The 15,345-nt window shown below is 69.9% G+C and carries 9 protein-coding genes and 1 pseudogene; 3 read left to right on the top strand and 7 right to left on the bottom strand.

Translation table 11 applies throughout. The annotated features are described in order from the left end of the window. Window positions 1-9 precede the first annotated feature (9 nt). The gene (gene eno / locus ACWDV4_RS10835) at window positions 10-1,293 is read right to left on the bottom strand and encodes a phosphopyruvate hydratase (protein WP_449976675.1); all 1,284 of its coding nucleotides are present in this window, start codon (window positions 1,291-1,293) and stop codon (window positions 10-12) included. Window positions 1,294-1,579: 286 nt separating this feature from the next. Between eno and ACWDV4_RS10840 the strand changes: the two genes are divergently transcribed. Next, on the top strand, window positions 1,580-2,287 hold the full coding sequence (locus ACWDV4_RS10840; protein WP_449976678.1) for a hypothetical protein: 708 nt from the start codon (window positions 1,580-1,582) through the stop codon (window positions 2,285-2,287). Between the two features lie 56 nt (window positions 2,288-2,343). Here the strand turns inward: ACWDV4_RS10840 and ACWDV4_RS10845 are convergent, their stop codons facing one another. Continuing rightward, on the bottom strand, window positions 2,344-3,963 hold the full coding sequence (locus ACWDV4_RS10845) for a DUF885 domain-containing protein (RefSeq protein WP_449976679.1): 1,620 nt from the start codon (window positions 3,961-3,963) through the stop codon (window positions 2,344-2,346). 344 nt (window positions 3,964-4,307) lie between these two features. Between ACWDV4_RS10845 and ACWDV4_RS10850 the strand changes: the two genes are divergently transcribed. Then, window positions 4,308-7,454, top strand: coding sequence for a penicillin acylase family protein (locus tag ACWDV4_RS10850; RefSeq protein WP_449976733.1), 3,147 nt, complete (start codon window positions 4,308-4,310; stop codon window positions 7,452-7,454). Window positions 7,455-7,563: 109 nt separating this feature from the next. Here ACWDV4_RS10850 and ACWDV4_RS10855 read toward each other — a convergent pair whose 3' ends face one another. Then, entirely contained in the window at window positions 7,564-8,472 is a 909-nt protein-coding gene (locus ACWDV4_RS10855) for a LysR substrate-binding domain-containing protein (protein WP_449976681.1), read from the bottom strand. Window positions 8,473-8,555: 83 nt separating this feature from the next. Between ACWDV4_RS10855 and ACWDV4_RS10860 the strand changes: the two genes are divergently transcribed. Beyond that, window positions 8,556-9,467 carry a DMT family transporter gene (locus ACWDV4_RS10860; RefSeq protein ID WP_449976682.1) on the top strand — a complete coding sequence of 304 codons (912 nt, stop codon included), beginning with the start codon at window positions 8,556-8,558 and terminating at the stop codon, window positions 9,465-9,467. Window positions 9,468-9,591: 124 nt separating this feature from the next. Here the strand turns inward: ACWDV4_RS10860 and ACWDV4_RS10865 are convergent, their stop codons facing one another. The 4 genes and pseudogenes from ACWDV4_RS10865 to mfd form a co-directional block, all read right to left on the bottom strand. After that, window positions 9,592-9,819: a hypothetical protein gene (locus ACWDV4_RS10865; RefSeq protein ID WP_449976684.1), complete on the bottom strand. Its 228-nt coding sequence runs from the start codon at window positions 9,817-9,819 to the stop codon at window positions 9,592-9,594. A 117-nt stretch (window positions 9,820-9,936) separates the two neighbouring features. Beyond that, window positions 9,937-10,953: pseudogene (locus tag ACWDV4_RS10870) on the bottom strand (nucleoside triphosphate pyrophosphohydrolase); the annotation flags it as partial. Next, the gene (locus tag ACWDV4_RS10875) at window positions 10,950-11,714 is read right to left on the bottom strand and encodes a hypothetical protein (RefSeq protein WP_449976685.1); all 765 of its coding nucleotides are present in this window, start codon (window positions 11,712-11,714) and stop codon (window positions 10,950-10,952) included. The gene ACWDV4_RS10875 and the pseudogene ACWDV4_RS10870, both read right to left, overlap by 4 nt. Further along, on the bottom strand, window positions 11,707-15,333 hold the full coding sequence (gene mfd / locus ACWDV4_RS10880) for a transcription-repair coupling factor (RefSeq protein WP_449976688.1): 3,627 nt from the start codon (window positions 15,331-15,333) through the stop codon (window positions 11,707-11,709). Before mfd ends, ACWDV4_RS10875 begins: the two co-directional genes overlap by 8 nt. Window positions 15,334-15,345: the final 12 nt, after the last annotated feature.

Below are 15,345 nucleotides of genomic sequence, written 5' to 3' on the forward strand. Positions count from 1 at the left end.
TTGACGGCGTCAGGCGGAACGGTAGCGCGGGAAGGCACCCGCGCCGGCGTACCGGGCCGCGTCGGCCAACTCTTCCTCGATGCGCAGGAGCTGGTTGTACTTGGCGACCCGCTCGGACCGGGCCGGGGCACCGGTCTTGATCTGGCCGCAGCCCATCGCCACCGCCAAGTCGGCGATGGTGGTGTCCTCGGTCTCGCCGGAGCGGTGGCTCATCATGCACCGGAAGTTGGCGCGGTGGGCCAGGTCGACCGCGTCGAAGGTCTCGGTCAACGAACCGATCTGGTTGACCTTCACCAGTACGGCGTTGGCCGCGTTCTCCGCGATGCCCCGGGCGATGCGCTGCGGGTTGGTGACGAACAGGTCGTCGCCGACGATCTGGATCCGGTCCCCGATGGACGCGGTGAGGGTCGCCCAGCCACTCCAGTCGTCCTCGGAGAGCGGGTCCTCGATCGAGACGATCGGGTACGCGTCGATCAGCTTGTGGTAGTAGGCCGTCATCTCGTCGGCCGACTTGCTGCTGCCCTCGAACGTGTAGCTGCCGTTCTCGAAGAACTCGGTGGCGGCCACGTCGAGCGCGAAGACGATGTCGGTGCCGAGCCGGTAGCCGGCCTTCTCGACCGCCTCGGCGATCAGGTCCAGCGCGGCGGAGTTGGTCGGCAGGTCGGGGGCGAAGCCGCCCTCGTCGCCCAGACCGGTGCCGAGGCCCTTCTTCTTCAGCACCGACTTGAGTGCGTGGTAGACCTCGGTGCCCGAGCGCAGCGCCTCACGGAACGTCGGCGCGCCGATCGGCGCGATCATGAACTCCTGGATGTCGACGTTGGAGTCGGCGTGCGCCCCACCGTTGAGGATGTTCATCATCGGCACCGGCAGCAGGTGCGCGTTGGGGCCGCCCAGGTAGCGGAAGAGGCTCAGCTCGGCGCTCTTGGCCGCCGCCTTGGCCACCGCCAGCGACACGCCCAGGATGGCGTTCGCGCCGAGGCCGGACTTGTCGGCGGTGCCGTCGATGTCCAGCATCCGCTGGTCGATCAGCCGCTGCTCGCTGGCCTCGTAGCCGATGATCTCGTCGACGATGCGGTCCTCGATGTTGGCGACCGCCTTCTCCACGCCCTTGCCCTGGTAGCGGTCGGCATCGCCGTCGCGCAACTCGACTGCCTCGAAGGCGCCGGTGGAGGCGCCGGACGGCACTGCGGCGCGGGCGATCGTGCCGTCGTCCAGCCCGATCTCGACCTCGACGGTCGGGTTGCCTCGCGAGTCGAGAATCTCCCGGGCGACAATTCCCTCGATGGTGGCCACTGTGTCGCTCCTCGTTAGTGGTTTCAATCCAGTCCGGTCCGGGCCGCGACGATGCGGCTGAGGCACGTCGTAAAGCAGCGTATCGGGCGGGACTGGTGTGACGGGCGTTGCCTCCGGTGGTGCCCCTAACCGCCAACGCCTGGTGCCCGCTGTGGTCGACGCCTGGTGCCCGCTGTGGTCGACGCCTCGCGCCCGCAACGGTCATCGCCCGACATACCCGGATTCTCCCGGCATCAATCGGCAACCGGTTTGCGCCTACTCGGGCTGATCGACAAGGCTAGCGGTCATGCCCGCCGCTTCGACCCCGCTCCGCCTGCTCACGGGATCGATCCTCGCCGCACTGTTGCTCTCTGGCTGCCAGGCCATCGAGGACGGCAGTCGAGTGATCGGCCGCGCCGACCTGATCAACGATCTCGCCGCCCGGCTGGACAACGCCGGAGAGTTGACCTACGCGGCGGACTATCAGCTGTCCGGAGGTGAGAGCGCCTCGATCGTGCAGACCCAAGAGCCACCCCGCGCGGCGTACACCTACCCGGGTGGCAAGTTGACGGTCAGCGCCGAGGCGACCACCGAATGCGAGATCGGTGACGCAAAGCCGAGCTGTGTGCTCCTGGCTCCGCCGACGCAGCTCAACAAACCCTCGGTCACCGTCTTCGCCAGCGCCAAGCGACATGGGCTGGTCACGCCACCAGTGGTGATCGGCCTGCTCGCCACCGCCGCGCTCGACCCGGACGTGGTCGTCGAACAGACCGACACCACCATCGCCGGCCGGCCCGCCACCTGCGTACAGGTCTCCGGCGGCAGCAATCCGGAGGCGCCCAGCTTCGACGCCTGCGTCACCACCGAAGGAGCCTTGGGCCGGTTCACCGGAACCCTGGACGGTCGGCAGGTCGACATGGCACTGAGCCGCTACCGGACCGAGGTGGCCGACGGCACCGCCTTCGACCTGCCCAGCGGCGCTGCCGTCGTCGACCAGCGCACCACGAAGGGCTGAGGTTAGGAAGGGCCCCTTCTTATCGGATTTTGCCTTGGAAGGGGCCCTTCCTAACCTCACACCCCGAGCAGGGTGCGCAGGTGCCGGGGCGGCGGGGAGCCGTGGGCGAGCATCGCGTCGTGCCACTGCCGGGCGGTGGTGCCCGCCGGGCGTAGCGCCGCGACCTCGGCGACCTCGGTGTAGCCGACGAAGTACGTCGACAGCTGCGTCGAGGTGAGCAGTGCCCGCCGCCACTTGCCGGCCGCCTCGCCCTCCTCCTGGAAGCCGCGCCCGGTCATCAGTGCCATCGCCTCCGCCTCGGGCAGCTCCTCGCAGTGCACCATCTGGTCCAGGACCGCGTTGATGCCCATCCGCAGCCGCATCTTCAGCTGCTGGATGCGGACCGGCAGCCCACCGAAGCCAAGCTCGGCCAGGGCCTCCTCGGCGTACACCGCCCAGCCCTCGACGAACGGGCCGGACCAGCCGAGCGACCGGACCCGGGTGGTGCCCCGGTAACGACGAGAGTGGGCCAGTTGCAGGAAATGGCCGGGCATCGCTTCGTGCACGGTCAGGTTGCGGATCAGGTGGTTGTTGTACTCCCGGTAGAACGACTCCACCTGCTGGGGCGACCAGTCGGCCGGGGTGGGCGCGATGCAGTAGAAGGTCGGCACCGAGGCGGTCTCCAGCGGCCCGGGCGGGTCGCAGTAGGCCACCGCCACGCCCCGGGCGAACTCCGGCATCTCGGCGATCACACACGGGTCGTCCGGGATCGACACGAAATCGTGGGCCCGGACGAAGTCGGTGGCCTCGGTGAGGGTCCGCTCGGCCAGCGCCACGATCGTCGCGTCGGTCGGGTGCTCGGCGGCCAGCCGGTCCAGCGCCTGCCGTACCGTCTCGTCGGTCGCGGGACCACCGACCAGCTCGGCAGCGGAGGCGCGCAGTTCCTCGGCGGTGCGGTCCAGGGCGTTCCGGGCCCGGTCCAGCACCTGCGCGGCGGAGAGTTCGGTGTCCAGGGTGTGCCAGAGCCGGGCCTCCCAGAGCCGCCGGCCCAGTCGAGGATCCCGGCCCGGCCCCTCGTCGGCACGCAGACCGGCGCGCAGCCATTCGGTGAACTCCTCCAGCGCCCCGACCGCCGCCCGGGCCGCCGGCTCGACCTCGCCGCGCAGTGCGGGCGCCTCGGCCAGCAGGGCGGGCAGCTCGCTGCGGATCAGCCCCGCCGTACCGGCGAACTGCCCGACCGCCGTCTCGGCATGGATCCGCGGCATGTCGCGCAACGTCGCACGCGCGGTCGCCAACGCATCCGGTACGGCGGCCAGCCGGCCGGTCAGGCTCGCCAGGCGTACGTCCGCCGGGGCGAACGGCCGGGCCAGCAGCGCGTGCAGCAGCGCTCCCGGGTTGTGCCGCAGCGGGTCCCACTCGTGGTCGCGCACCTCGGTCAGCTCGAAGAGGTGCCGGTCCACCAGTGCGGTCAGTACCGCGTGGTCGACCTGCTCCGGCACGTCGAGCGCATCCACGTCTACTTCGGACAGGGCGTTGGCGGCGTCCCGCAGCATCGCGGTGTCGGCGGCGACCGCGTCGGCGGAGAGGTCCGGTAGCCGGTCGTCGAACCGGTGGTCACCGGACTCGCTGGCCAGTACGGGGTCACTGGCCAGGATCGCATCGACGATCTGCTCCGCAACGGGCACAAAGGGTGGCATGTCCCCAAATCTAGTGGATCAGCGCAGCCAGCGTCCGAGCCCGGCGGTCCGGGTCCTCGAACCCGACTCGACTCTCCTCGCGACTGCGTACACGCAAACACTATTTCACATGCGTGAATACCTTGTTACCGTGCCTGAACTGAATGTTTTTCAGGTATGGCCCCACTGCCCTTGTGAGGATCCCCATGTCCCGACGCCATCAGCTCCTGCACCGCCTCGGCCTGCACCGGCTCGGCCTGCACCGGCTCCAATCCGGTCCACCCGGATCACGCCGTCACGGTTCCCGTCACCGAGGACCCCGCCGCCTGCTCGGCGCCACCACCGCAGCAGCAGTGACCGGTGCCATGGCGATCGCCGTCCTGCCCGCCCCGCAGCCGGCCGCCGCCGCCTTCACCCCCCAGGACTACTGCCTCGGTGAATGCGCCGACATCCTGCCGCCCGGCCAAAACGGCAACGCCACACTCGCCGGCATCCTGCTGCACCAGACGGTCGGAACCCTGCCGGCCCACTCCCGTGACCAGCTCGACAAGTACGCCAACCTCGTCTATGGCTACGCCGGGCTGCGCGAGGACCAGATCAGCACCTTCTTCTCCGACGCCTCCTTCGGCGTACCGGCCAACCAGGTGGAGCGGAGCTACTCCCCCCGCTCCGACGTGACGATCGTCCGCGACAAGGCAGCCGGCATCCCGCACATCACCGGCACCACCCGATCCGGCACCATGTTCGGTGCCGGCTACGCCGGGGCCGAGGACCGCCTCTTCACCATGGACCTGCTCCGGCACGTCGGACGCGGCACCCTCACCCCCTTCGCCGGCGGCGCCCCCGGCAACCGTGCGCTGGAGCAGAGCGTCTGGCGCAACTCCCCCTACGCTGAGGCCGACCTGCAGGCGCAGGTCACCGCGATGCGCAGCAAGGGCAGCCGGGGCGAGCAGCTCTACCAGGACGTGGCGAGCTACATCGCCGGCATCAACGCCTACATCGCCACGTGCATGGCCGACCGAGACTGCCCCGGCGAATACGTCCTCACCGGTCACCTGGACGCCATCACCAACGCCGGCGGGCCGGAACCCTTCACCATGACCGACCTGATCGCCGTCGCCGGAGTCGTCGGTGGTCTCTTCGGCGGTGGCGGCGGCCACGAGATGGAATCAGCGCTGGTCCGCATCGCCGCGCGGGCCAAGTACGGCAACACCGAGGGCGACCGGATCTGGACCGCCTTCCGGTCCGAGAACGACCCCGAGACCGTGCTCACCCTGCACGACGGGCAAAGCTTCCCGTACGGTGCCGCCGCCCCGAACGCACCGAGCGTGGTCCTGCCCGACGCCGGATCCCCCGTGGCGGAGCCGGTGGTGACCAATCAGACCGGATCGGCCCAGAACAGCACCGCCACCGGTTCGTCGGAACTGGCCGCCGCGCTGAGCGGACTGACCATCGGCTCGGCCGCACGGGGCATGTCCAACGCGGCCGTGGTCTCCGGCGCGCACACCACCAGTGGTAACCCGGTGGCGGTCTTCGGCCCGCAGACCGGCTACTTCGCCCCGCAACTACTGATGGTGCAGGAACTACAGGGCCCCGGCATCAGTGCCCGCGGTGCCGCCTTCGCCGGTGTCAACCTCTACGTGCTACTCGGCCGAGGCCAGGACTACGCCTGGAGCGCCACCTCCTCCACCCACGACATCACCGACACGTACGCGGTGCGCCTCTGCAGCCCTGACGGCAGCGCCCCGACCCTGAGCAGCAACCACTACCTCTACCGAGGCCAGTGCCTCGCCATGGAGGAGCTCTCCCACACCAACAGTTGGACGCCCACCACCGCCGACTCCACACCGGCCGGGTCGTACAAGATGATCGCCTGGCGCACCGCGCTCGGGCTGGTCGCCTGGCGTGGCACAGTCGACGGTCAGCCGTACGCCTTTACCCGGCTGCGCTCCACCTACCGGCACGAGGCCGACTCGGCGATCGGCTTCCAGATGTTCAACGACCCCGCCGCGATGGCCGACGCCGCCGCCTTTCGAAACTCGGCGGCGAACGTGGGTTACGCCTTCAACTGGTTCTACGTCAACGCCGACGAGTCGGCCTTCTTCACCTCCGGCCTCAACCCCGTCCGCGGCAGCGGATCCAATCCAAACCTGCCGATGAAGGCCGAACCCGCGTACGAGTGGCGGGGCTACGACCCGGCGACCACCACAGCGGAGTACGCGCCGCTCGCCGCCCACCCCTACTCGGTCAACCAGGACTACTACGTCTCCTGGAACAACAAGCAGGCCGCGGACTTCGGTGCCGCCGACGGCAACTTCAGTTTTGGCGCGGTGCACCGGGGCGACCTGCTCGACGCACCGATCCGCGAGGCGCTCGCGGCCGGGCAGAAGTTCGACCGGGCCAGCCTGACCAGTCTGGTGGAGCAGGCCGGGCTGACCGACCTACGTGGGATCAAGGTGCTCGACGTACTGCTGCGTGTGGTGCAGCAGCAGGCGATCACCGACCCGACGCTCGCCGACGCGGTGACCAAGCTCCGTGCCTGGCGTGCCGACGGCGCACTGCGGGTGGAGACCGCCAAGGGCAGCAAGGCGTACCGGCACGCCGAGGCGATCCGCGTCTTCGACGCCTGGTGGCCGCTGCTGGTCCGGGGCCAGTTCAAGGCCGCGCTCGGGGACGAGCTCTACCAGGCGCTCGTCGACACCATCCAGATCAACGAGTCCCCCTCCGGGCATCAGACCGGCGACGACTCCGGTCTGCCGGGCTCGGCCAACGGCACCCAGACCCACAAGGGCTCCTCCTTCCAGTACGGCTGGTGGGGCTACGTCCACAAGGACCTACGGGCGGTGCTCGGCGAGCCGGTCGCTGGTGGCCTGGGGCGCACCTACTGCGGCAACGGGTCCCTCGGTACCTGTCGGCAGATGCTGCTGGAGACCCTTGCCACCGCAGTCGCCCAGCCAGCCGCCACCGTCTACCCCGGCGACAGCTACTGTGCCGCCGGCGACCAGTGGTGCGCCGACGGCATCGTCCAGTCGCCGCTGGGCGGGATCACCCACCCGGTGACCGCCTGGCAGAACCGGCCGACCTACCAGCAGGTCGTCTCCTTCCCCGCCCGGCGCGGCAGCAGCACGCCGGACCTGGCCGCCGGACGACCGGTGACCGCGACCAGCAGCCAACTGCTGTACCCGGCCGGGCGGGCGGTCGACGGCAACCCCAGCACTCGCTGGTCCAGCTCCTCTTCGGACAACCAGTCGCTTCGGGTCGACCTGGGCTCGGCGCAGCAGGTGGGGCGGGTGACGCTCAACTGGGAGGCCGCGTACGGTCGGTCGTACCGCATCGAAGTCTCCACCGACGGCAGCACCTGGCGTACGGTCTGGTCCACCACGACCGGCGACGGCGGCAAGGACACCCTCTCCTTCACCCCGACTACCGCCCGCTATGTCCGGATGACCGGGCTGACCCGCGGCACCTCGTACGGCTTCTCTCTCTGGGATTTCGAGGTCTACCCCCGCTGACCCGCAGGTAGGCAGCCGGAAACCCGCAGGCAGGTAACCGGAGACCCGCAACGCGGCCGGCCCTGGCACTCATGGGTGCCAGGGCCGGCGGCCGTATCGCCGCCGCCTATCAGTCATCGCACGTCGGTGCGCTTTTCCCGTTTACCTGGGCGCGGAGCAGCTCGACAGTGCGCTGCGCGGTGGGGTGTCGCTCCATGGCCGCGCTCACCCCCACCAGGATGCGGCGCACCGGCGTCGGCTCGACGAGCGGAATGGTCACCACCCCGGCGGGTAGCGCCCCCACGGCCAGCGCGGGAAGGACGGTGACGCCTACCCCGGCGGCGACGAAGGTGATCGCGGTGGCGTAGTCAGGTGCCTCGACGCGGAACTGGGGCACGAATCCCGCTTCCGCGCAGGCGTCGAGCATGGCCTGGCGGCAGTACCCCGCATGCGGATCGCTGTCGACCCACCGCTCTGTGGCGAGGCGGCCCAGGGAAAGCGTTGCCGCGCCGGCCGCTTCGTGGCTCGCGGGAAGCACCGCGACGTACGGGTCGTCGAGCAGATGCCGGAGCCGGTAACCCTCGAATGCCCGGTCGGGCCTTCCGCCGACGACGACCTCGACGTCCGCTGTCGCGGTGCCGCTCCCGCCGATGTCGTTGAGCCGCAGATCCAACCGGAGATCGGGATACTCCTTGACCAGCGCGCCGACAACTGCGGGGAGCCAGGTCGTACCCGCGCTGGCGAAGTAGCCGATGGAGAGGCTGCCCACCCGCCCGGAGCGCAGGTCCGCGACGAGTGAATCGATGCCGCCCACAAAGTCCAGCACCCGTTCGGCCTCGGCCGCCAGCGCCCGGCCTGCCGCGGTGATCGTAATGCCCCGCCCCTGCCGCTCCACCAGGCGCAACCCCGTCTCGCGTTGCAGCGCAGTCAGGTGCTGGCTGATCGCGGAAGGGCTGTATCCCAGGGTCGCCGCGGCACGGTTGACCGATTCGGTAGCGACAACCGAACGCAGGACGCGAAGGCGGTGGAGGTCGACCATGACGATGACAATACAGTGCGACTTAACAGTTATACATAAATCATCACTTGTCCTTACTGGCGCAGCTCGCCACGATGACTGTCGTGACATTCAGCTCGACCTCCACCGCCCCACTCACCCCCTCGCCGGCTCCGGCGATACCACGACTGGCACTGATTGCGGCCGGCGTCACAGCCCTGCTGTGGGGCTCGGCGTTCGTCGTCATCCGCGCCGCCGGCACGGACCTCTCCCCCGGCCCGATGGCACTGGCACGGATCGCCGTGGCCGCACTCGTGCTCACGCCACTGGCCCTGCGTGCTGGTGGCCTTCGGCGTCTGCCCCGACGGGTGCTGCCCCTCGTCGCCGCCTACGGGGTCATGTGGTTCGCCGCCTACAACGTGGCACTCAACTCGGCGGAGCGAAGCATCGACGCGGGAACCGCCGCGATGCTCGTCAACGTCGCTCCGGTCCTCATCGCACTCGGCGCCGGCGTCTTCCTGAAGGAGGGCTTTCCCGCTCCGGTCATCGTCGGCTGTGTGGTCGCCTTCGGAGGCGTGGTGCTGATGTCCATCGGCATGGGTGCCACCGGTGGCGACGCCTGGGGCCTGACCATGGCGCTGCTCGCGGCGGTGCTCTACGCCGCCTCGGTGCTGCTACAGAAGCTCATCCTGCGGGACGTGGACGGATTGCGGGCCACCTGGCTGGGCTGCCTGGCCGGTACGATCGCTCTCCTGCCCTTCACCCCGGCGCTTGTCGACCAGGTGCCAAACGCGTCCCCCGCCGCGCTCCTCGGTACCGTCTACCTCGGAATCTTCTCGACCGCCATCGCCTTCACCACCTACGCCTATGCGATGCGGTACGTGCCGGCCGGGCAGATCGGCACCGTCGGCTATCTCGCCACCGTGATCACGGTGCTCATGTCCTGGGTGCTGCTGAGCGAGGTGCCCACCCTCAGCACCGTCGTCGGCGGCGCGATCTGCCTCGCGGGTGTGATCATCACCCGCCGACGTGGCTGAGACCGCCGGTGTCCCCGAATCGACTCCACCTGGAACCCCTCAGCCTGCCGCCGCAGGACGAACGCCCCAGCCTGCCGCGATCACGTGATACGCCTGCGCCGCTCTCCCATCGATCAGCCCGATCTCAGCGTTCCCAGGACTGCACAGGCCGGACCAGGTGGTAGTAGATCCCGATGTCCTCGGGCGCATGGAGTCGCTGGTCGTCATCGTCACCGGGATTGACCAGCAACACCCAGCCGGGCATCAGACCAGCGGGTTTGGTGATGATGAAGGGTCCCGTACCGTTCTGCGCCCAGACCTGATCCCCGACCCGGACACTGTGGCCATCCTTGGTGCGATACGTCGATGCCATACGGCATTGATACCAGCGATATCGATGCCGTGCCATGCCCGATCACACCAGGTCGGACCCCGACACGTTGTCCGACACTTCGCGTTCGTCGGTGCGCTCGGCGGCGCGTACGGCAGAACTTTCGGCAGAACTTTCGGCGGCGCGTACGGCGTCGGCGTAGGCCAGGGCGGCTCGGCGCAGGGCCGCCTCGGCGTCCAGCCCGGCAGCCCGGGACTGCGCCACGATCGCCAGCAGGCTCGCCCCGAGCCGGGTCTCGGCGTCCGTCGCCTCGGGCTGCGGTACGTCGAGGCCGGCCCGCGCCGCCCGTTCCAGGATCTTCTCGGTGAGCGCCAACCCGGGCTGGCTGAGCGCGATGCCGTCCAGCACCGAATCCCGCGCCTTCTCCGCCTTCTTGATCGCTTCCCAGCTGGCGGTGATCTCCTCCACCGTGCCGGCCTGCGCCCCGGCGAAGACGTGCGGGTTGCGTCGGACCATCTTGTCGACCAGGCCACCGGCCACGTCGTCGATGGACCAGCGTTCGTCCTCGGGCAGTTCCTCGGCCATCCGGGCGTGCAACACCACCTGCAACAACACGTCGCCCAGCTCCTCGCGGAGCGCGGCGAGGTCGCCGGCTCCGATCGCGTCGTACGCCTCGTAGCACTCCTCCAGCAGGAACCGGGCGAGCGTGGCGTGCGTCTGTTCCCGCTTCCACGGGTCACCGCCGGGCGACAGCAGCCGGTCCATCACCGCGACCGCGTCGAGCAGCCGGGCACCGGGCGGATCCCAGGATCCGTACATCAGCTCCAGTTCGGCCAGTCCCGGTTCACGGGCCAGCCGCAGCCCCAACTCCCGGGCCAGGGTCTCGTCGCCGGACGGGCCGGCCAGCCACACCGCCGTGCCATGCTCGGCAGCGGCGGCCAGCAACGCTTCCACCGGCCGAGCATCCGTCTCGACCGGCCGAGCATCCGTCTCGTTCCGGGGCCCGTCGCCGAGCACGGTCACCTCGGCGCCCGCCATGCGCACGGCCGTGGTCGTCTCGCTCTCCGCCCCGGCGAATACCGGATTGGCGCGTACGACGTCCCAGGCCGCCGCCGTGAGCAGACCGGCCGGCAGCCGGGGCGAGGTGACCAGCAGTACGACCCGAGCGGTCGTCACGACTGATCGGCCAGATCCGTCACCGGGGCGGCCGAGTCGACGTAGGGCAGGGCGTAGCTCACCGTTCCGTTGCGCAGAGTGAGGAAGGCGGGCACGTTCACCGGGCTGAACCGCGGGTTCATGGTGGTGTCGGTCGTGTTGGCCCGCTGCGCCAGGGCGTCCCGGGTGGCGATGGCCCCCGCAACGAACTCGGCGTCTCCGAACGCCTGCCGCACCTGGGCGACGGAGAGCCCCGGGTCGATCGCCTCGGCCTTGACCAGCGCCCGGTAGACGTCCATGATCGCGTCGTCGGTGAGTTGCGCCGCCGGCAACTGCTCCTGCAGCCCGATGAAGATGTCGATCCACTCGGCCCAGAGGCGGACGTACTCGCTGCCCGCCGGCAGCCGCAGCACCCGCGCCGCCGTCTCGGTGTTGGTGTCGTCGGTGACCCGGATGTGCTTCTCGGCCACGACCTGCTTGCCGAGTTCGAGGCTCACCAACAGGTCCACCACGTTCTGGCGGCTGATCGGCGGCTCGATCCGCGCCGGCGGCGTCTCGCCCCGCTGGGCGAACTGCTCCCGTACCGCTGTCTGGAACTGCTGGTCGGCGTCGGTATAGATGGCGTCGACCCGGTCCATCGAATACTTGGTGTCACCGACGTAGGCGGCGACGGTGGGGGCGGACCGGGCACAGGCACCGAGGCCGATGACCCCGAGGGCGGCCACCGTAACGACGGCGACGAGACGACGAGCACGCTGCATGGCCGCCACTCTCTCACGCACCGGGAGTTCCGGTGGGTACCGGGTCACCGAGAACATCGGAGAGTAGTTGGGCACACCAGTCCAGCAACGCCTGGTCGCGCAGTGGCTCGCCACCGATCCGGCGGGTGCTCGGCCGGGGCACGCTCACCTGGTCGGTGGCCTGCTTGTAGACCGAGTCCGGGTGGTAACGCTTGAGCCGTAGCTGCTTGGAGTCGGGCAGCGCCAACGGCGAGAAGCGCAGGTGCTTGCCCTGCACGGAGACGTCGCTGAGGCCGTACCGGCGGGCGAGTAGGCGGAACCGGGCCACCGCGACCAGGTTCTGCACCGGCTCGGGTGGGGTGCCGTACCGGTCGGTCATCTCGGCGACCACCTCGCGGAGCCGGTTCTCGTCGCGGGCCTCGGCGAGCTTGCGGTACATCTCCAGGCGCAGCCGTTCGACGCCGACGTAGTCGTGCGGCAGGTGCGCGTCCACCGGCAGGTCGATCTTGACGTCGACCTCCTCCTCCGGCCGCTCGCCCTTGAACGCCTGCACCGCCTCGCCGACCATCCGTACATAGAGGTCGAAGCCGACCCCCTCGATGTGCCCGGACTGCTCGCCGCCGAGCAGGTTGCCCGCGCCCCGGATCTCCAGGTCCTTCATGGCGACGTACATGCCCGCGCCCAGCTCGGTGTGCTGGGCGATGGTGGCCAGCCGCTCGTGCGCGTGCTCGGTCAGCGGCTTCTCCGGCGGGTAGAGGAAGTACGCGTACGCCCGCTCCCGGCCCCGGCCGACCCGACCCCGGATCTGGTGCAACTGGGACAGGCCAAGCAGGTCGGCCCGCTCCACGATCAGCGTGTTGGCGTTCGGGATGTCGATGCCGGACTCCACGATCGTGGTGGAGACCAGTACGTCGTACTCCTTCTCCCAGAAGCCGACCATCACCTTCTCCAGGGCGTCCTCGCCCATCTGGCCGTGCGCCACCGCCACCCGCGCCTCGGGCACCAGTTCCCGGATCCGCCGGGCCGCCCGGTCGATCGACTCGACCCGGTTGTGCAGGTAGAACACCTGACCGTCGCGCAGCAGCTCCCGGTGGATCGCCGCCGCCACCTGCTTGTCGTCGTACGCCCCGACGGAAGTCAGCACCGGATGCCGTTCCTCGGGCGGGGTGGCGATGGTGGACATCTCCCGGATACCGGTGATCGCCATCTCCAGGGTGCGCGGGATCGGGGTGGCCGACATGGTGAGCACGTCGACCGCCGTACGCAGGCTCTTCAGGTGTTCCTTGTGCTCGACGCCGAAGCGCTGCTCCTCGTCGACGATGACCATGCCGAGGGACTTGAACCGGGTGGCCGACTGGAGCAGCCGGTGGGTGCCGATCACGATGTCGGCGGTGCCGTTGGCCGCCGCCTCCAGGGCCAGCTCGGCCTCCTTCGGCGTCTGGAACCGGGACAGCTGCCGGATGCTTATCGGGAACTGGCCCATCCGCTCGGTGAACGTGTTGTAGTGCTGCTGCGCCAGCAGGGTGGTCGGCACCAGCACCGCCACCTGCTTGCCGTCCTGCACCGCCTTGAACGCCGCCCGTACCGCGATCTCGGTCTTGCCGTAGCCGACGTCGCCGCAGATCAGCCGGTCCATCGGGGTGGACTGCTCCATGTCCCGCTTGACCTCCTCGATCGCCGCGAGCTGGTCCGGCGTCTCGGTATACGGAAAGGCGTCCTCCAGTTCCCGCTGCCAGGGGGTGTCCGGGCCGAACGCGTGCCCCTGGGACGCCTTACGGGCGGCGTAGAGCTGAATGAGCTGGGCGGCGATCTCCTTGACCGCCTTGCGGGCCCGGGCCTTGGCCTTCTGCCAGTCGGAGCCGCCCATCTTGTGCAGGGTCGGGGCCTCGCCCCCGACGTACCGGGAAAGCTGGTCGAGCTGGTCGGTCGGTACGAAGAGGCGGTCGCCGGGCTGCCCGCGCTTCGAGGCGGCGTACTCGATGACCAGGTACTCCCGGTCCGCGCCGTTGACCTTGCGCTGCACCATCTCCACGTACCGGCCGATGCCGTGCTGCTCGTGCACCACGTGGTCGCCGGTCTTCAACTCCAGCGGGTCGATGGTGTTGCGTCGCCGGCTGGGCATCTTGCGCATGTCCCGGGTGGTCGAGCCGCGCCCACCGGTGATGTCGTTGCCGGTGACGACGGCGAACCGGGACGCCTCGTCGAAGAAGCCGTGGTTCAGCGAGCCGCAGGTGATGATCAGCTCGCCGGGTTTCGGCGCGGTCGGAATCGTCTCGGCCCTCGATACGCCGAGCCCGGCGTCGCGCAGCACCTCGGCCGCGCGCTGCGCCGGACCGTGCCCCTCGAAGACCAGGGCCACCGCCCAACCGTCCCCGGTCCACCGCTTCAGGTCCTCGACCACCCGGCTGGTTTCGCCGTGGTAGAGCGGCGTCGGCTGGGCGGTCAGGGTGACCGGGATCGTCTCGTCCGGGGTGACGCTGACCTGAGCTGGCTCGTCCTCCCAGGGCGCAACCGTGGTGGTCGCTTCCGCCCCGACCAGGCCGAACGGGGACACCGACCACCAGGGCTGGCCGAGTCGACTCGCGGTGGCGCGTACCTCGGCCAGGGTCTTGAAGGCGGCGGCGCCAAGGTCGATCGGGGCCTGGCCGCCGACAGCGGCCGCGGCCCAGCTGGCCTGGAGAAACTCCTCCGAGGTACGGACCAGGTCGTGCGCCCGGGTGCGGATCCGCTCCGGGTCACAGAGCAGTACGTGGGTGCCCGCTGGCATACAGTTGGGCAGCAGTTCCAGCGAGTCCGGCCCGATCAGCACCGGGGCCAGCGACTCCATCCCCTCCACCGGGATGCCCTCGGCCAGCTTGTCCAGGATCTCGGCCAGCTCGGGATGCTGTTCGGCCAGGGCGGCGGCCTTGTCCCGCACGTCTGCGGTGAGCAGCAGTTCCCGACACGGCGGGGCCCAGAGCCGGGGCACTGCCTCGATGGTGCGCTGGTCGGCGACGGCGAAGGTACGGATCTCCTCCACCTCGTCGCCCCAGAACTCGACCCGGGACGGGTGCTCGTCGGTGGGCGGGAAGACGTCGAGGATGCCGCCGCGCACCGCGTACTCACCGCGCTTGGTGACCAGGTCCACCCGGGCGTACGCCAGGTCGGTCAGCCGCCGGGCGATCGTCTCCAGTTCCGCCTCGGCCCCCACGGCCAGTTGGACCGGTTCCAGGTCGCCCAGTCCCTTGAGCTGCGGTTGCAACACCGAACGGACCGGGGCGACGACCACCCGCAGCGGCCCGCCGCTCTCCTCGATCTCCGGGTGCGCCAGTCGGCGCAGTACGGCCAGCCGCCGGCCCACCGTGTCCGAGCGGGGGGAGAGCCGCTCGTGCGGCAGTGTCTCCCAGGACGGGTACACGGCGACCTGGCCGGCCGGGAGCAGGCTACCCAGCGCGCTGGCCAGGTCGTCGGCCTCGCGGCTGGTGGCGGTGACGGCCAGCACCGGGCGACCGGCACCGCCCTGGGCCGTGTCGGCCGCCACGGCGGCCACGATGAACGGCCGCAGTGACGCCGGGGCGGTCAGGTCGAGCGCGTCGCCCCGCTCCTTGCGGGCGAAGTCACGGGTACGGGCCAGCCCGGAATCACCGAGGGCCGCGTGGAGCAGACCGGCGAGCGTCGTCATCGATCACAACCT

This window comes from Micromonospora sp. NPDC003197, from assembly GCF_053590565.1.